Genomic DNA, 18,781 nt, shown 5'->3' on the forward strand with positions numbered 1-18,781 from the left:
CCTTTTGGCGAACTGGTTTTCACCGAAATTCCCGTCTGGCGCAACCCCGCGTCAGACATTAAATCCAGCGCCCGCGCATTCAGTGTTGCAGGCTCGCCCGGCAGCACAATTTCCACATGTTCCCAACCTTCATGCGGGTAGCGTTTTTCACCCGGCCACGGCAGTTCAACGACGCTAAATTTCCAGTGTGCAACACAAATCGGTTCATCGAGCTTAAACAGGCAAATTGGGCGGTCATTAATGATATTTTCTGAAAGCAACGTCCCACATTTTTCCAGACCTTCGCGCCAACGTTGAGCCGTTGTATTTTGATGGCAACGCAATGAAATGTGATCGGCGTCAAGCGGAGCTATTTCCAGGTCAAGGCGCGCAGCAAGGTTAGCTAACGCTTCGGTAAAACGCGGGAGATCCGCTGAAATATCATTCAGTTGTTCAATTGTCTGCCAGTTGGCCATCGCCCTATCCTCTCATATCACGAATGGGGGCTAATCTACCTTTTTCATTCAGCATCACCAACACCCATTGGGCGGCTAATTTTCTGAATGGTTAAACCCTATACCGTTAAGAGTAGTACAGGGCGCACTGGGCAAGGCTTTTGCTGACTCAAGGGATTAAATACAGTTATACTTACGCCCTAATTTTATCCCCAACGATACGGCTGCTGTAAATTAACGGCTGCCATAAGCAAAAGTAAGGTATCCCGGTGAATATTCAGGCTCTTCTCTCAGATAAAGTCAGTCAGGCACTGATTGCCGCAGGTGCGCCTGCGGATTGCGAACCGCAAGTTCGTCAGTCAGCAAAAGTTCAGTTCGGCGACTATCAGGCCAATGGCGTGATGTCAGTTGCGAAATCACTGGGCAAGCCACCACGACAAGTCGCAGAGTTGGTGATTGCGAATCTGGATTTGACCGGCATTGCCAGCAAAGTTGAAATCGCCGGCCCTGGCTTCATCAATATTTTCCTCGACCCGGAATTCCTGGCGAAAAGTGTCGATGCGGCAGTCAGCTCAGATCGCGTAGGCGTGACCATTTCCGAACCGAAAACCGTGGTGGTTGATTACTCTGCGCCAAACGTGGCGAAAGAAATGCACGTCGGTCACGTGCGTTCCACCATCATTGGTGATGCCGCGGTGCGTACTCTGGAATTCCTCGGCCATAAAGTTATCCGCGCTAACCACGTTGGTGACTGGGGTACGCAGTTCGGCATGCTGATCGCGTATCTCGAAAAACAGCAGCAAGAAAATGCCGGTGAAATGGCGCTGTCCGATCTCGAAGAGTTTTATCGCGCCGCGAAAAAGCATTACGACGAAGATGCTGAGTTTGCCGAACGCGCTCGTGCATATGTGGTGAAACTGCAAGGCGGTGATGAATACTGCCGCACCATGTGGCGCAAACTGGTCGATGTGACCATGACGCAAAACCAAATTACTTACCAGCGCCTGAACGTGACCCTGACCCGCGACGACGTGATGGGTGAAAGCCTGTACAACCCAATGCTGCCGGGCATTGTCGCTGACCTGAAAGCAAAAGGTCTGGCGGTTGAAAGCGAAGGCGCAACCGTGGTCTTCCTCGACGAATACCAGAATAAAGAAGGTGAGCCGATGGGCGTCATCATCCAGAAAAAGGATGGCGGCTACCTGTACACCACGACCGATATCGCGTGTGCGAAATATCGTTATGAAACCCTGCATGCTGACCGCGTGCTGTACTTCATCGACTCCCGCCAGCACCAGCACCTGATGCAGGCGTGGACCATCGTGCGCAAAGCCGGTTACGTGCCAGATTCTGTACCGTTAGAGCACCATATGTTCGGCATGATGCTGGGCAAAGACGGCAAACCGTTCAAAACCCGTTCCGGTGGCACCGTAAAACTGACCGACCTGCTGGATGAAGCGCTGGAACGCGCACGCCGCCTGGTGACTGAGAAAAACCCGGATATGCCTGCTGACGAACTGGAAGCGCTGGCAAATGCAGTCGGTATTGGTGCGGTGAAATACGCGGATCTTTCGAAGAACCGTACCACCGACTATATCTTCGACTGGGACAACATGCTGGCCTTTGAAGGTAATACTGCGCCGTATATGCAGTATGCCTACACACGTGTGCTTTCCGTGTTCCGCAAAGCCGCTATCGACGAAACAGAACTGCTAAAAGCGCCAGTCGTGATTCGTGAAGATCGTGAAGCCCAGTTGGCGGCACGTTTGCTGCAATTTGAAGAAACGCTGAATGTGGTTGCGCGTGACGGTACGCCGCATGTGATGTGTACTTATCTGTACGATGTTGCCGGTCTGTTCTCTGGTTTCTATGAGCACTGCCCAATTCTGGCCGCAGACTCTGAAGAAGCACGTAACAGCCGCCTGAAACTGGCGCTGCTGACAGCGAAAACGCTGAAATTAGGTCTGGATACTCTGGGTATCGAAACCGTAGAACGTATGTAACAGTACAAGGCTCGCCGTTTTATACGGCGAGCCTGCTTTGAATGAGTTTAACGAATAATCCCACGCGCTGAATGCGCAAAAAACCGTTCATAAACAGCCGCAATAGCGAAATCGCTGAGCGATGCTTTTACCGCGATCTTCACTTCATCAATCGATAAAGACTGCTGATACAGCATGCTATAAAGCGTATGCACAAAATCCTGCTGCCTGGCTTCTAATGCCAGAAAGGCTGCTGCATTAACATCTACGCCGGTAGGACTCGCATGGTTACCATAGGCCATCACGAATGGTGGAATATCCTGCACCACGCCCGACTGGTCTGCCACTCTGGCATGTGCGCCCAACACACAAAACTGGTGAATGGCACACAGGAAACCAACCTGCGCCCCATCATCAAGAATCACATGCCCGGCTAATCCGCTGTTGTCGCCCATCAACGTGCCGTTACCCACTACGCAATCATGGCCGATGTGAACACCATCGAGAAAGCGATTGTCATTGCCAATCAAGGTGGTACCTTGCCCCTGAATTGTGCCGCGATGAAGTGTGGATTTTGTGCCAATCTGATTACGGTCACCAATGACTAGCTTTGTCGGTTCGTTAGCGTATTTAAGATCCTGATTAACTTCACCTATAGAAGCATATTGACCAATAGTGTTATCGCGCCCAATGGTGGTAAGCCCATTAATGACAGAATGCGAGCCGACTATGGTTCCCTCGCCAATAACTACACCTGCGGAAATAACACAAAATGGACCAATGCTCACGTGAGCGCCGAGCACAACACCAGGCTCAACCACACTGTTACTGGCCACCCGAGCTAACGGGGAAATTGACATCAAATGTTTCCTGATGAAGGCACAGCAAAAACAACGCCAGCATCGGTTAATTATTAATCCAGAACGTGGATTAACAAGCAGGGAGAGATGAACGGGAAGCGCAGCCTCGCCATTCGAATATCGTTAAGGGGGGAAAGCAGTGGAAGGCTTATCGACGACATGAATAATAATGAAATGCGCGACACAATACGCCATTTATTTATTATTAAATTGGCGGAACTTTGCAGTAATGACGAGTCTATTTGATTTTATGAAAAATTGCAGACCCGGTTCCCCAGGCCTGCACGATGAACTTACAGATAAATGCGCAGATACTCACCCAGACAGAGGATCGCCATCGCCTGGCCGTATGGCATAGACGTCAGTGGGATCTGGCGATAGAACTCCAGATTACTGCCCATTCCCGTACCAAATGAAACCTGCAACAACTCCCCATCTGGCGAGATATTTTTCACAACACCCTTCATCGCCTTTTCCGCCACTTCGGCATACTGTTTGCCGATATAGCGCTTACGGATACCTTTCAGAATGCCGTAGGCAAAACCTGCCGTCGCTGACGCTTCCAGATAGGAATTTGGGTCATCAAGCAAGGTGTGCCACAAACCGCTCTCATCCTGGCATTTTGCCAACGCAGCCACCTGGCTTTCCAGTACTTGCACCAGATAACGACGCACCGCGTTATTTTCTGGCAAATCGACAAGCTCAAGGAAGTCAGGAATCACAATGGTCAGCCAGCTATTGCCACGCGCCCAACGCGCCTGAGCAAAGTTATGGTTACCTTCGTAATTCCAGCCGTGGAACCACAGCCCGGTTTCACGGTCCATCAAGTTCTGTACGTGCAGCAGGAACTGATAAGTTGCTTCTTCGACATATTCCGGGCGATTAAGCAATTTGCCAATTTTCGCCAGCGGCAACACGGTCATCATCAGCGTGTCATCCCACATTTGCTGATGATTTTCTTCCGCCAGCGTAATGTGTTGCATGCCACCGTGTTCGGTGCGCGGCATTTCGTACATCGCCCACTCCGCCCAGCTTTCCAGCCACGGTAAATAGGACGGATCGCGCGTTTCTTCGTAGCGATACGCCAGCGTCAGGAATGGCGCCATAGTATTGACGTTTTTGGTGGTTGCACCTTCAGCAAAACGGTCGGTGAACCAGTCATCAATAATCTCACACATCTTCTTATCGCCAGTCTGACGATAATATTGATAAATGCCGTACAAGCCGACCCCATGAGTCCACTCCCAACCTGCCCAGCCTTTGGTATCAATGACTCGTCCGTCATCCAGACGCAGCAAGAATTGGCCCGTTTCATCCTTAATATTAATCAGATTGTCCGTCACCTTGTGGATCAGGGTATTAAGCTCATCCCGGGCAATAAAATGCTCCGGCTGGCACAGTAATGGGCTGTGTTTGACGGGATAAATGATCATTAACTTAACCTCTGTGATGTATTCGAATTTAATGCTGAAGCCTTTTTCAACGATGGTGCTGCAGGCTTGTTACGATTGAGATAACCAATATTGTTGTTGCCCCATAGCGAGTCATATGGCATGCCTGCCAGCAGTTCTACAGTCGCTCGCGCTTCTGGGGTAATTGCTTCCGGCACCGCGCGGCCAGCCTCACGCATCTTCGCTGTTTCTTCACGTAGCACACTGTGAGTTTGCATATTCAATTTAAAGCGTAAGGAAATTAAGAAACCGCAAATCAGTACCGCGACCGTACCAAAACTCAGAATCATTAAAATGGTATGGCTTACCGCAGGTGGCTGCGTGGTCTGCCCGGAAACAAAACCGGAAAACTGCATCACAATACCCACCAGCATCACCGCACCAGCCTGAGAGGCTTTACGCGTCAGAGTCATAATCCCGGCGAAGATACCTTCACGGCGTTGGCCGGTAATAACTTCGTCCACATCTGCAATGTAAGTGTAGATGTTCCACGGTACGTAGTTGATACCGCCGCGGCCCAGACCAGCAAGTGCAGAAACCAGCAACAGCAACGAGAAGACGTCGCTTAAACCGGCGTAATACAGCACCGCGAAAGAAATGGAGCTCATGCCGAACAATGTCACCACTAAACGGTAAGAAGGTGCCGGGCCGTACTTAATACACAGCGGGATCATGCCGATAACCGCGACAAATTGCAGAATGGCCATCGTACCCATCAGGCTGGATGCCATCGCTGCACTTTGCATCAACACAAACACCACGTAATAGGTAAACACGGCGTTGAACACGTCCTGCGCGATGTAGCCACCCAGATACATACCGAGGTGTTGACGGAAAATCTTCACTCGCAACGTTGAGGTAAGCTCAACGTTCAAACGTTTCATACTCTGAGCAAAGGTCAGGTTTTTCTTCTCTTCTTCGGCGCGCAGTGCGGCTTCCGTCCACTCGCTACGCGGGCGTTCCCAGGTAAAGAACCACACCAGAGTCAGTACAATTGCGCAGATTGAAGCGAAGACCAGGCTTGAGTAGAAGAAGGAAATCGCGTTGTCTTTACCAAAGTGACTTAACAGAATACCCGGCAGGAATGCGGCAAGAATTGCCGACAACTGTGCCATTGAGATACGCGCACCGGAGAATTTCGTTTTCTGCTTAAAGTCATCTGTCATTTCCGGTACCAGTGTTTCGTAAGGCACCAGAATCATGGTGTAGACCACGTCAAAAATCAGATAGGTTACCAGGTAATACCAGTAACTCATCTCACCAACCCACATGAAGCTGTAGCTGAAGACTAATGGAATGCCGAGCAGAATAAAGAACTTACGGCGACCGAAACGTTTACCAAGCCAGGTTGAACCAAAGTTATCGGTCAGGAAGCCCATCAACGGACTAACGACCGCATCAAGCACGCGGGCCAGGGCGAAAATGAATGTCGCCTCAATCGGTGTCAGTCCACAGAAAGTAGTATAGAAATAGAGTAGCCATGCAGCGGTCAACGCAGTTGTGCCTGCACCAAGAAAGTCGCCCGATCCATAGGCAAGATAGTTTGCTAATCCAATCTTACGTGTTTTCATTGCCGTCAAACCCCATTGCTTTTGTTATAAGAGATTGCTCGTTCTGGCGCCTTTTGGTGCCTGCGAGAATCTTAGGAAGCTAAGGTAAAATGACCCGGCAATTGAAACCTTTCCATTTTTGCCATGCCCTGGCGGATATTGGCAAAATCACAAAGAGTCCTGGCACCTGCCTCACCATTTTATAAAACAATGGTTTATTTTTATCAAAAGAGAGTGTTAGAAATGAGGTACTGAAAGGAAAAAACCGCACAAAATGCGGCTTTGAGGGTTAATGATAATTTACGATAACCTGATTACTACGGACCTTTAGTGGCGGAAAAAGGGAACCACCACCGGGTACTTCCCAGACAAAACGCAGCGGTTCATTTGCCGCCACATTGGTTAACCCGCGCGTATTACCACTCTGCCCTTCTATCTCAACGCAGCGCGACAACGAGCATAATCTGACCAGCAATCCTGCGGGCGTTGGCCCAATCAACTCATAGCGCCAGGCGACCATTGTCATTACGCCACTTACCGCTTGTGACGGAGCCAACGCACGCGATGACGCAGCAACTCCGCGGTGGCTGAGTGTCGCGCCCACGCCACTTGCCTGCCATGCCCCTTCGCCTGCGGCATGGGCCATAAAGGGTAAAAATATGAGCATCCACCAGCGACCCATCATTTCGCTCCGATAGTCGCAGTCATACGGATGTTACGATTTTCCGAAAGCTCAAGGCTGGAAAGCACCATTAATTGCGGCAGGCTACGGCGCAAGAAGCGCGCCAGTAGTGGGCGCAATGCGTGGTTGACCAACAACACTGGCGGTGCGCCGAGCATTTCCTGGCGCTTCAGGGCATCCTGAGCCTGCTCTAGCAGACGATCCGCAAGCCCCGGTTCAAGCCCACCGCCACCTTGCAACGCCTGCAATAACAAGCGTTCCAGCGCTGCATCAAGGCCAATAACCTGGACTTCGCCATTCCCCGGGAACCACTGTTGGGTAATCGCGCGGCCAAGTGCGACACGCACCACTGCGGTTAACTCATGTGGGTCACTCTGCACTGGCGCGTGCTCCGCGAGGGTTTCCAGAATGGTGCGCATATCGCGAATAGGGACTTTTTCAGCCAGCAAGTTTTGCAGCACTTTATGCAGAGTGGTCAGCGTCACCACCCCAGGCACCAGATCTTCGGTTAGCTTAGGCATTTCTTGCGAGACACGGTCGAGCAATTGCTGCGCTTCCTGGCGGCCAAACAACTCAGGGGCAAACTGTCCAATCAGATGATTCAGGTGGGTAGCGACGACGGTACTGGCTTCCACCACTGTAAAGCCCTGAATCTGCGCCTGCTCTTTTAAGGCGCTTTCAATCCAGGTGGCCGCAAGACCAAAGGCAGGATCGGTGGTCGTTTCGCCCGGCAGCGTACCTGCGGCAGTACCAGGGTTGATGGCGAGCCAACGACCCGGATAAGCATCACCGCTACCAATTTCGACGCCTTTCATCAGAATGCGATAACGCGCTGGCGGCAAATCCATGTTGTCACGGATATGCACCACCGGCGGCAGAAAGCCCATATCTTGCGCGAATTTCTTACGGATACTACGGATACGCCCTAACAACTCGCCGTCTTGCTGGAAATCGACCATCGGGATCAAGCGATAACCGACTTCCATTCCCAGCGAGTCTTCGAGCTGAACATCATTCCACGTCGCTTCAACTGCCTGCGGGTTTTCTTGCGGTTTCACGGGAGCCGCTGGCGCTGCAGGTGACTCCATCTGTCGGCCACGCATCCACCAGGCCAAAGCCAGCAATGCTGCGGTGAACAGCAAGAAGACGAAGTTAGGCATTCCAGGCACCATGCCGAGCAACCCTAACACGGCCGCACTGAGCATCATCACTCGCGGGTTGTTGAACAGTTGGGTCACCATCTGCTCGCCGACGTCTTGATCGGTTGCCACGCGGGTCACAATGACGCCTGCCGCCGTTGAGATAACCAGTGCAGGGATCTGCGCGACCAAACCATCACCAATGGTCAGTAGCGTATAGCTTTCTGCCGCAGCACCCACAGCCATATCATGTTGCAGGACACCTACCAACAAGCCACCGACCACGTTAATCACCATGATCATCAGACCGGCTACGGCATCACCACGTACGAACTTACTGGCACCGTCCATCGAGCCGTAAAAATCCGCCTCCTGAGTCACTTCAGAACGGCGTTTTTTGGCCTCTTCTTCACCAATCAACCCGGCATTCAGGTCGGCATCAATCGCCATCTGCTTACCTGGCATGCCATCCAACACAAAACGTGCCCCCACTTCGGCAATGCGCCCGGCACCTTTGGTGATAACCATAAAGTTGATGATAACGAGGATGATGAACACCACGATACCGATGGCAAAGTTCCCACCCACCAGGAAGTGGCCGAAGGCTTCAACGACTTTACCCGCCGCCGCACCACCGGTGTGACCATCCATCAAAATGATACGCGTGGAAGCCACGTTCAGCGCCAGGCGCAATAACGTGGTAAACAGCAAAATGGTCGGGAAGGCGGCAAACTCCAGGGTCTTCTGGGTGAACATTGCCACCAACAGCACCATGATGGACAGCGCGATGTTAAAGGTGAACAGCAAATCCAGTACAAACGCGGGGAGCGGCAGCACCATCATCGACAAGATCAGCAGGATAAGTATCGGCCCGGCAAGAATTTGCCATTGCCCTGATTTCATTGTGGCAGGCAGACGCAACGTAGCGAGCAAATTAGCCATCGGAGTCCTTCTCGTTTGCAAAGTCCAGTGCTTCAGGCACCGGAAGATTTTCAGGTTTTTTCGGGATTAAACCACCAGCGACACGCCAGCGTCGCAGTTGCCATACCCACGCCAGCACTTCTGCCACGGCGGAATACAACTGGCCGGGAATTTGTTGACCAATTTCCGCGTGGCGATATAACGCACGTGCCAGCGGAGGCGCTTCCAGCATCGGAATACGGTGTTCGTTGCCAATTTCACGGATACGCAGAGCAACCAAACCCGCACCTTTCGCCAGAACTTTGGGCGCACTCATTTTGTTTTCGTCGTACTGCAACGCCACGGAATAGTGTGTGGGGTTGGTGACAATCACATCGGCCTTTGGGACATCAGCCATCATGCGGCGGCGCGCAATTGCCCGCTGCTGCTGACGTATACGGCCTTTTACGTGCGGGTCACCTTCTTGCTGCTTAAATTCGTCGCGGATATCCTGGCGGCTCATGCGCAATTTTTTCAGGTTGCTGAAAATCTGGAAAAACACGTCAAAGCCAACCATTGGCGTCAACCCCAGCACAATCAACATGCCGCACACCGCCACCATATTTAGCGCGTGGCCTAACGCCGCCAACGGAGGTTCACTCATCAGCCGCATCATTTCCGGCCATTTGTGCAGCAAATACCAGGCCGTGACGCTGCCCACCAAAATGGCTTTCAGGATGGCTTTGAGTAATTCAGCTCCGGCTTGCGCGGAAAACATGCGCCCTAACCCAGCGATCGGGTTCATTTTGCTGAACTTAAACTGTATTGATTTGCCACTAAATAACAGACCGCCCAGCAGCATCGGTGCGGCAATGGCCACAATCACCAAACCAAAAATCAATGGTAACAATGCCCACACCGCCTGTTTAATCAACAAACTGATCTGGCCGACGATTAGATTTGGGTCGTTAATTATGCTGTGGTCAAAGTGCAAACCAGCTGACAACATCGCAGCCAGTTGCCGTGCCAGTGGTTCTCCTCCCAGCCAGATAATGCTGATTCCCACCAGCAGCATCAGCAGTGAGGTTAATTCACGGGAACGGGGGATCTGCCCATCTTCGCGAGCTTTTTCAAGTCGGTGGGGTGTGGGTGCTTCTGTTTTATCGTCGTCGCTTTCTTCAGACACCGCAACAATCTCATGGCCGCAATTACCAGCACAGCATGCCAGAGGGGGATAAAGCTAATGGGAGGAAAACGGGGGGATTTGTGGGTTTGTTTGCGGCGTTAACGGTGGTGCGATGAATTTGAGACAGGTAATTTTAGGGGATGATTGCCGGTAGCGAGTGGGCTACCGACAATCATCATTAATTCATTATGCGACTGATTGTTGCGAGGCTAATAACAACTCTTTATTCATCATCAAGAAAATACGTCCCTTTTGCATTAATTCAACATTGCTTGAAATACCCATTTTCTTCATTGCGCTTCGTTTGTGGTGGCTGACTGTTTTAAAACTTTTATTCATTGATTTTGCAATACACATGACCGATATTCCCTGAACATACAAAGACGTCACTCTTGTCTCACTGGGACTCAGTTTATTTGTGTTAGCCACCTGGCGGCGCGAAACCAATAACTCCCTAAGGGTCGGATTAATAAAGTCAGCCAATGATTTACGAATCATATTCAACGCGACATCAAAGCGCCCAAAGGAGATGTGGCCCGGCAGCATCAACGAAGAGAAGAAACCCAGCAATGCCTCGCGGGCAAAGACTATCACACGCTCAGACTTACAGTTGAGTAGCATGGTGAGTTCAATTTCATTAAGCCATGTTTTTTCGAAAACAAATACCGACAGACCACCATCAGAATAATGACTATTTTTAATGCAACCAATAATAGAACACACCGCTTCCCTAACATAGCAGTTATCGCAATAGACAGAGATATTATCCATTTTATGACTCTTCCGAAAAAGGGGAGGCTACCCTCCCCTTTATTGAGTGACAGTTATTTGAAGTTATATTTAATGCCGATCATCGCAGAGGCATCGCTATAACCTTTATCACCGACCTGGTTTGTGACATTGCCCCAGACATTGAGGTTGTTATTAATTTGTCCCTCAACACCGACTTTCAATTCAGCAATGTTTTTTGTCCCCGTCATTGAGGAAGACACATCATTCATCACCGCACCAAAGTTATTGGTATTGTGGATCCAGTTGGCCTCGATAAATGGCTCAAACTCACGGTCTTTACCATTATCAATTTGGTTATGGCTTTTGAGATACGCCCTGACGCCCAAACGCGTCATCACGTTGCCATCGCCCTGGGACTCCACATGAGTACCATTCGCTTCGGTATGTTGATCCGCTTTAACGCCCATCCAGATAGCCTGCGCCTGCGGTTGAACATACACCTTGTTGGTGGTGCCTTTACTGCCTTTGAATTCGCCAGTTTTAAAGGTATATCCGGTCTCAACCGAGGCCGTTAAACCATCAGACTTGTAGGATTCAGAAGCTAATTCGTCACCCTTAACACTGTTATTAAACCAGTTGTACTGTGCCCAGCTATCAACATATGCCCCGGTGTTTTCCGCTTCATTGGCAAGCCAGGTGCCGTAAACCCCAACGCTATAACCGTTGACTGAGCCATCCGCACGGTAGTTTGTGACGGACGAACGGGTATTGCTTTGGTTATTACCGTAACCGGCCATCACGCCAAGATGGGTACGGTTCTCGCCTTCCGTACCCCACTGCGCAATGTCGCCACCCATTTGTAAAACGTAGCGGTTGCTTTGCGTTTTTAATTGGCCCGAGTCATCACGGAACCCTGTGTGACCACCAATGTTACGCATCCACATGCTGGTGACGTTGGTTTCACCCGTCAGCGCATCCACATAGTTTGTCTCTCCCAAACGATCGTGGAGAGTGGTAATAAACATGGTATTCGCCGCTGCAATATTAGCGGTATACGCTCCGGCTTCCGGACGCACTATCGGACTGTCTGAATGCGCCGGATCGACTGGCGTATCAGGGGAAACCGGTGTATCCGGATTATCAGGAGTGAAAGGAGCCGGAGCCTGAGACGCCAGGTACCAGTTGCCATCCGCTTGTCCTTTATTCAGGAAGTAGTCGTATGCCCCAGCGACCGCACGCCCCTGCAAGGTGAAATCACCTTGTGATGCCCCGCCCACCTGCACCACTTCAATCCCTTTTTCGGTCAGCGCGCCATTACCGCCAAGGTTCGTGACCTGGACACGCGTACTGCCAGAAGTATCCCCTGTCACCACCAGTTTATCGGTCACTGAGTTGTCATCACCCAGCACGGTATTTAACGCAAGCAGCCCATTGTCACCGTTGTAATGACCATTGACGATCAATGTGTTACCAGCAGTAGCGCCCGCCAGATTTATCTCACCCTGGTTATTAAGATCCCCGACGTTCAAAGTGCTGGCCGCCTGATTTTCATAGCCACTGAGCGCGTTGAGCGCCGCTAGCGTTCCCTGGTTGTTAACCGGTCCAGTGACTTCACCGTTACCGCCAAGCGCTGCTCCTGAGGCGATATTCACTCTGCCATTGCCGGATAACTTACCGTTTGCCTGTTCGTTACTGCCCAGTATCAGACGGCCATTTTGGACATCCGTGGTACCGCTGTAAGTCTGCTCGTTGTCGATAATTAGCGCGGCATTACCTGTTTTCTCAAGGGAACCGGTGCCCGTAATCACGTTGGATAATAACCAGTCGCTATCAGCCGTCAGATGCACAACACCGTTGTCCAACACGTCTGCATCACCGAGGTTTTCAGCCGCTGAAGCACGCAGGTCGCTGCCGCTGTCGACTGTGAACTCCCCGGTAAAGGCGCTGTTATCCGCCGTGAGTGTGATATCTGAATTATCTTTTAACTCAACCGCCCCAGCACCTGCCAATTGCTTACTAAGTTGCCCAACTACAGCAGCATCGCTTGCCAGTTGTTTTGCAAAGGTTAAGCGGTCTTGTGCCGTTGCCAGAGTCACCGTGCCGGTATCACCAAAACCTGAAACATTATTCAGCAGCGCCTGTGAACCGCCTTCCAGTGTGACATCTCCGCTAAAGCCGGTGTTGGCTCCGTTTACGGTCAATACGCTTGGGTCGATAACCAGCTTCCCGCTGCCGTTCAGAGTGCCAGCATTAATTGTCCCGCCATCGGTATCACCCGCTACCCGCTGGGTGTCCGAAATGGTGAGCTCGCTTCCGGCTGTTAACTGCAACTGGCTTGCCGCTGCGGTGTTTAGCGCCCCGACTTGCTGGCTGTGGCCCTGCATCTCGACGGCGGCATTTTCTTCAATGCGCAGGTCACGGGTTTGGCCTAACACACCGTCATTTGCCAGTTGCAACGTGCCGCTTTTAACCACGGTCTGCCCGGTATAGCTGTTATCCAGATTAGAAAGTGAAACCGCACCCGTTGGGCTATCGATATGCAAATCGCCCGAGCCGATAATTTTGGCGCTTAAATCACTGGCAGGGCCGCTCTTACCGTTGCTGTTAAGTACCAGCGCGTCGTCCCCAACGCTTTGTAATTCAACCTGCTTGAGGCCATAGTTGATATACAAACCGTCAGCGTTGTCGCCGCTGGTCAAGCGGTAATCCCACGTCCCTTTCGCCACCGTCGCACCCTGCTGGGTGATGTCCACGGTTACAGAGTCGGAGATAACGTTATCGTCCTGGTCTCTCAGCTCAAGATTGCCACCGCTTCCGCTTACCGAACCTGCGCTATCGGCCAGTTTGACCAGCGTTTGTGCATCGTCTTGTTCCATCAGAGAAAGATGATTCTCCGGCAATGGATTATCGTTAATGGCTGAGGTCAACGACACCGCTACGACACCCGGGCCGCTGATACCAAGGCTGTTTGTAGTATGAACGGTGTTCTCTGCCACCGACATGCCCGGGTTCAGCGCCCCAAATTTTGCCGTCCCGCCATTGAAGTTCAGGGCGCCAATAGTCTGCGTACCCGCACCTACCATCGCAACGCTTCCGGCGCTCAATTTCAGGTTGGCATCACTTAACGCTTGAGCGTTGATCCCCTCCAGCGCGAAGCTGCTGTTTGTCAGCTCCAGCGTCCCAGCAAAAGCATCACCTTTGTTGTTGTCGGTAAAGCTAAAGGCTTTATTGGAAAGGTCAGCTTTGACCGTGCCGGAGCCTTTAAGATGGCTCTTTAACGCCACATCCTGGGTGTTGTTTAACGCAAGGATGCTGTTGGTATCGATATTAAATGTCGTCCCGCTTACATCATCGACGGCATCACCCAGCGCCAGCAGGGTATTTTGCTCCGTAAAGGTGGAACCATTGGTCAGATTAATGGTTTCAAAGCCAGTCAGAGCGTTGACGTTTTCCAGAACATACGCTGAGTTATCCAGATTCAGCACATCATCAACACCAGCCCCCGCATTAAGGGAGGTGAAAATAGTCGTTTCCTGAGCGGTGACGTCTTTGAGATTAAAAATGTCACGCCCGGCACCCGTGGTGAAATCGGTCCCGGTACTGCCGCTGTTTAAATTGACGGTGTTATTTCCGGTCTGGAGGTTAACTTGACCGACAATATTACCGCCCGCATTGTTAGTGAAAGTCATCCCCGCGCCGGAATTGCTTGCCACCGCGACCTGAATTGCACTGTTCGCTTTGATAGAGCCATTATTGACGAAGGTGCTGACCTTACCGTTATTCAGATTGACCACTTCTTTCGTCAGTGATTTTGATGTGAGCGCGCCAGACTGAACCACGTTAGCCGTCGTGCCCCCCACCACCAGCGCAGAACCGCCGTCAGTAGCCATCACATTAATGGCGGTGCCGTTTTTCACATCACCACTGGTATTGGTCACAATGCCCGACCCGTTTGCACCTGTTACATTAATCGTCAGACCATCTGAATCCAGTAGATTCAAATCAGCTGTGGTAGTCGAGCCATCAGCGTGTTTGAGCGCAATACCGGCCCCAGAACCGCTGACCGTAATCACACCACTATTGGATGTTCCCAGTTCAGCACCGGTACGAATCCCTGCGCCCTGCTCGACATTAAGTTTGGCATTGTTCAGACGGATACCGGCAACTTCCGCCCCGTTCTCAATCGCATTACCCGTGCCGGTCACGCTGATGGTGGCGTCTGTCACGGTCAGTTGCGAATCGCCCGTAGCTTTCAGTAACCCCGTCTTCGCTGGGGCTTCGATCAACACACCATGAGCACCATTTTGAGCAATAGTCGTGCCCTGCCCACTCAATGCAAGCGAAGCACCATCTTTCAGGCGATAGGCTGCCGTTCCACCGGTGGCTTTAACCGTACCAGTGTTAGTCACTTTTGAGTCGCCACCCACAATATCGACGGCAATTCCATTGACGGTGATATTGCTGCTGTTCTCCAGGTTGCCGCCGTCGACCAGCACACCGGTGCTGTTATCTGCAGTAAAGGTCAGCGAACCTTTATGGATAAGCGTACCTTTGTTACGCGCGATATAGCCCATGGCATCGCTGGCTGCATTAGAGTTATCGAGTGTTGCATAAGATGTTAATTGGGAAGCACCCGTTGCGCCTGCGGCACCAGTAATCGTGGTTGAATTACCATCAACAATACCTGCCGTGGCATTTTTAGCTGTCAGCGCCAACATTACGCCCTGATCCAGCACACCTTGCGCGCCACCTTCAACTTTGACTGCCGTCGAGCCTGCAGCATCGACATTCAGTACCATCTTCCCGGTATTGAGTTTACTAATAGTTTTGCCGTCTTCACTTTTCCCAGTAACTAACAAAAGGGTGCTGTTTTCACCACTGGCATTCATAACGGAAGTACTATCCGCACTGCCGATGAACGAAGAACCGCCATCAATGCGATACAGCGTCGACCCTTTGGTGGAGACATTTTGGCTGCCGATGCTATTGTCTTTGATGGATGAACCTACACCGTAAACGTAATAACCAATCTGGTTTTCACCCTCTTCAAATGCCACTTTCCCGGCACCTTCGAGTGTTACCACGCCTTTGTTACGGGCATGGACACCAATAGCGCGGTCGCCTTTAAGCTCCACGGTTCCAGAGTGCGTAACATTAGCCCCTGCACCTTCGGACCAGATACCGTAGTTTGCAGTTTTAGTCGCTGGATCAACCCCCTGATTAACAATAATGTCTCCACTGTTTGTTGCTGCGCTATTCGTAAGCACCTGCATGCCCACGGAGTTAATCCCGTTAAGATTAATGGTCCCGCTGTTTGTTATCTGTTGAGCGCCAGAGGAAGAACTGATGCCAATATTCTTGCTACTGGCGTTAGACGCACTTCCCATCCGACCGTTAACATTAACGATACCATTTTGATTAACGACTGAGGCGCTCCCCCCAGCAGAAATAGCAGTAGCGCCCTGCGTCTGGGTGCCAATAGTAATAGTCCCGCCAGCGTTGTTATTTAACGTCCCGCCATTTAATAGGCTAACACCCAGGGTTCCCAACGAGGTTACCGCTACATCACTAGTCACGTCATTTACAGATCGCTGAGCCAGGCGTCCAATATAGAGCTGCCCGTTATTGTCGAAACTTGATTTGCTCTGTAGCACGACACCGGTGGCTTTATAGTTACCATTGGCTGATGACGGCTGGGCTAATGCGGCCAGGTTAATATTACCGTTGTTAGTAAACTGCGTTGTATCGTTAGTGATAACGCCAGTTGAGCCTGCATTATCCTGACGAGGAGCAATGTTAATCACACCATTGTTTAAAACAGTACTGGTACCAGAAGCATTAATTGCAACCTGCTCACCATTGCCAATGTTAAATCCACTGGAAGTATATTTATTAAAGGCAGACATATCCGCATTGGTGCCGGCATCAATAACACCTTCGTTATGGATTTGGCTATCTTTTGCAAAGACAACATAGGCTCCGCGCAAAGAATTATATACAGTACCAATGGTTCCGAGGTTGGTTAGCGTCGCCCCGTTAAGTAAACGGACTAATGACGCATCGGATCTAAACATCTGAATATTGGCATCCTGGCTGATATTGACAATTGCCCCACTACCATCAGCTTTAATAAATGCAACCCGACCGCGATCGACATTCATATTTATCGCATCACTATCCGGAATAGGCGTCTTAACATACACCTGCTTCAAGGATTTATCGTACGCCAACTCTAACTGAGTATCATAGTCTGTACTTTTCAAACTTCCGGCGCTAATCGCCTGCTGCAAAGCAGTATTATATTGTTGGAAGCTTTCGAGATCGTTAACAACAAAGCTGCCAATTTTGCTGGCTACCTGTCCTTTAAAGCCACCAATAAAAGATGCTGCATATTTTGAATTGGAGTTATTGTTGCTAACGTAGCCTAATTCAGCGACAGTTTTTGAATTATAATTCAGCGTACCATTATCTGCGATGTTAAATACCGCAGAAGTTGTGACATCAGCCTGACTGCCTTTCATTATCACCGCAAGGCGGTTTGCTGCATTGTTCATCCAGTTAGCACTGGTAATGCCAACATTGACATCTACCACAGAGCCTGACTGAACAGAGTAAAGGGACGTATCAACGTATTGCCCATGTTCTCCGACAGCGATTGACATCGGGAAGACAAAATCTGCCGCGCGCGTGACCGTCATTTGAGCATTATCATAGACAGAAACAGAGGTCTGATTATGAGTAATCGGATCTTCAAAAGTGATTGTTGAGCCTTTATTACCTAACCTAAAAATATCTCCGGAAATGTAATCCGCCCCGGCAACAACGACCCCTGCATCAAGTGCTTGTTGCAAGGTAGTATTTTTGAACCCTGACGCACCCATTGTTATATTTGCAAAACCATTACTCCCGCCTGTAATTAGATTCACCGGACCAGAAAGAATGGAATAAGCTGAACTTTGAGGATTAAAGAAATCTATCTCTCTATCAATAGCAAAACTTTTTTCTGTCGCAAGCGTGGATAAAATACAGGTCAGTAAGAATTTCCTGGTGAACACACCTTCAGAGGTAACATTTCCCGTGGAAGAAGATTTACTTTTTTTACGCCCTTGAGCTAACTCAGAAGCCACAATATATCGACCCAGCGTTGCATTCCATATAACACTATAAAATTTGTTCATGTTTTTACCCGATCACACTTAAATGAGAGTGACTTAATTAATGAGGAATAGATATCGGATGCGATATCCAATCAGTGACTAAGACAAAATCAGCGAATTTAGTGCATAACCAGGCCGCCACAGGAAAGTGGATAGTGCAATAAATTTATTATTTCTGATTTTGATAAGTGCTCAATTTTTCTATCTAACTTATACCTTTTTGATATCCTTTATCATTTCATTTCCTTTATCCACCTACATATAATGCCTGTAGCCGTTTAGCATGAATTCGGTAGTACGCCCCTTTTTCACTTGTTATAAAATCATCTCCCAACCCAACCAGGGAGAGATGAATTTTTAAATCTTTAAGAGTGGCCCAGAGAATTTGACTCGAGGACTTTAGGTTTCTGTTATCCCAGACTGCTTTTAATATATCGTCTCGCCTCACAGGATGCTCTTTGCCATTAGCCAGTAAATAGGCTAACAACACCATTTGTAACTCTTTAATGGATATCACACTCACATTCAGCGCGTAGGATCTTTTCTCATCATCAAGAAAAAGTTTAATGATTCTACGGCGACGGATATCCACCTGGATATTGTCATTGATCAAAAAACCAAAAGTATCTTTATACATGTTAAACGCCCTAACTATCTTAATTGTCAATTTAAGGCTCTCTTCAAACTTCACGTAGTCTATATAAAGCC

General features: G+C 50.0%; 11 protein-coding genes and 1 pseudogene. 1 reads left to right on the plus strand and 11 read right to left on the minus strand.

The annotated features are described in order from the left end of the window. The coding region (locus MES37_RS18200) for a VOC family protein (RefSeq protein WP_237932278.1) at positions 1 to 455 on the minus strand (455 nt) is incomplete at its 3' end. A gap of 248 nt (positions 456 to 703) precedes the next feature. Here MES37_RS18200 and argS point away from each other — a divergent pair. Then, positions 704 to 2,437, plus strand: a complete 1,734-nt coding sequence (gene argS / locus MES37_RS18205; protein WP_064545850.1) for an arginine--tRNA ligase — start codon at positions 704 to 706, stop codon at positions 2,435 to 2,437. 47 nt (positions 2,438 to 2,484) lie between these two features. On the opposite strand, the gene lpxA is transcribed toward argS, so the two are convergent. The 10 genes and pseudogenes from lpxA to MES37_RS18250 form a co-directional block, all read right to left on the minus strand. Then, positions 2,485 to 3,276 carry an acyl-ACP--UDP-N-acetylglucosamine O-acyltransferase gene (gene lpxA, locus MES37_RS18210; protein ID WP_064545847.1) on the minus strand — a complete coding sequence of 264 codons (792 nt, stop codon included), beginning with the start codon at positions 3,274 to 3,276 and terminating at the stop codon, positions 2,485 to 2,487. A 293-nt stretch (positions 3,277 to 3,569) separates the two neighbouring features. Then, entirely contained in the window at positions 3,570 to 4,709 is a 1,140-nt protein-coding gene (gene bglB / locus MES37_RS18215; protein WP_064545845.1) for a beta-galactosidase BglB, read from the minus strand. Continuing rightward, on the minus strand, positions 4,709 to 6,298 hold the full coding sequence (locus MES37_RS18220) for an MFS transporter (protein ID WP_064545843.1): 1,590 nt from the start codon (positions 6,296 to 6,298) through the stop codon (positions 4,709 to 4,711). Before MES37_RS18220 ends, bglB begins: the two co-directional genes overlap by 1 nt. A 268-nt stretch (positions 6,299 to 6,566) precedes the next feature. Continuing rightward, positions 6,567 to 6,959: a flagellar protein FlhE gene (flhE, locus tag MES37_RS18225; RefSeq protein ID WP_064545841.1), complete on the minus strand. Its 393-nt coding sequence runs from the start codon at positions 6,957 to 6,959 to the stop codon at positions 6,567 to 6,569. Then, complete coding sequence (flhA, locus tag MES37_RS18230) at positions 6,959 to 9,040, minus strand: flagellar biosynthesis protein FlhA (RefSeq protein ID WP_121813717.1); 2,082 nt, start codon at positions 9,038 to 9,040, stop codon at positions 6,959 to 6,961. The genes flhE and flhA overlap by 1 nt, the downstream gene beginning before the upstream one ends. Beyond that, on the minus strand, positions 9,033 to 10,184 hold the full coding sequence (flhB, locus tag MES37_RS18235) for a flagellar biosynthesis protein FlhB (protein ID WP_064545837.1): 1,152 nt from the start codon (positions 10,182 to 10,184) through the stop codon (positions 9,033 to 9,035). The genes flhA and flhB overlap by 8 nt, the downstream gene beginning before the upstream one ends. Positions 10,185 to 10,370: 186 nt before the next feature. Then, positions 10,371 to 10,955 carry a helix-turn-helix transcriptional regulator gene (locus tag MES37_RS18240; RefSeq protein WP_064545835.1) on the minus strand — a complete coding sequence of 195 codons (585 nt, stop codon included), beginning with the start codon at positions 10,953 to 10,955 and terminating at the stop codon, positions 10,371 to 10,373. A gap of 53 nt (positions 10,956 to 11,008) precedes the next feature. Next, on the minus strand, positions 11,009 to 17,614 hold the full coding sequence (locus MES37_RS18245) for an autotransporter outer membrane beta-barrel domain-containing protein (protein ID WP_443107561.1): 6,606 nt from the start codon (positions 17,612 to 17,614) through the stop codon (positions 11,009 to 11,011). 369 nt (positions 17,615 to 17,983) lie between these two features. After that, positions 17,984 to 18,094 (minus strand): annotated as a pseudogene (locus MES37_RS24975) (ESPR domain-containing protein); the annotation flags it as partial. A gap of 226 nt (positions 18,095 to 18,320) precedes the next feature. Then, on the minus strand, positions 18,321 to 18,781 hold a 461-nt coding region (locus MES37_RS18250), incomplete at its 5' end, for a hypothetical protein (RefSeq protein WP_237932282.1).

It is taken from the genome of Buttiauxella sp. S19-1, from assembly GCF_022134725.1.
Taxonomy (GTDB): Bacteria; Pseudomonadota; Gammaproteobacteria; order Enterobacterales; family Enterobacteriaceae; genus Buttiauxella; species Buttiauxella ferragutiae.

What these genes read in the sequence shown, in the direction of transcription:
- lpxA (WP_064545847.1), bottom strand. Translation starts at nt 3,276, where the DNA reads ATGTCAATTTCCCCGTTAGCTCGGGTGGCCAGTAACAGTGTGGTTGAG.
- bglB (WP_064545845.1), bottom strand. Translation starts at nt 4,709, where the DNA reads ATGATCATTTATCCCGTCAAACACAGCCCATTACTGTGCCAGCCGGAG.
- MES37_RS18220 (WP_064545843.1), bottom strand. Translation starts at nt 6,298, where the DNA reads ATGAAAACACGTAAGATTGGATTAGCAAACTATCTTGCCTATGGATCG.
- flhE (WP_064545841.1), bottom strand. Translation starts at nt 6,959, where the DNA reads ATGGGTCGCTGGTGGATGCTCATATTTTTACCCTTTATGGCCCATGCC.
- flhA (WP_121813717.1), bottom strand. Translation starts at nt 9,040, where the DNA reads ATGGCTAATTTGCTCGCTACGTTGCGTCTGCCTGCCACAATGAAATCA.
- MES37_RS18240 (WP_064545835.1), bottom strand. Translation starts at nt 10,955, where the DNA reads ATGGATAATATCTCTGTCTATTGCGATAACTGCTATGTTAGGGAAGCG.
- MES37_RS18245 (WP_443107561.1), bottom strand. Translation starts at nt 17,614, where the DNA reads ATGACGGTCACGCGCGCGGCAGATTTTGTCTTCCCGATGTCAATCGCT.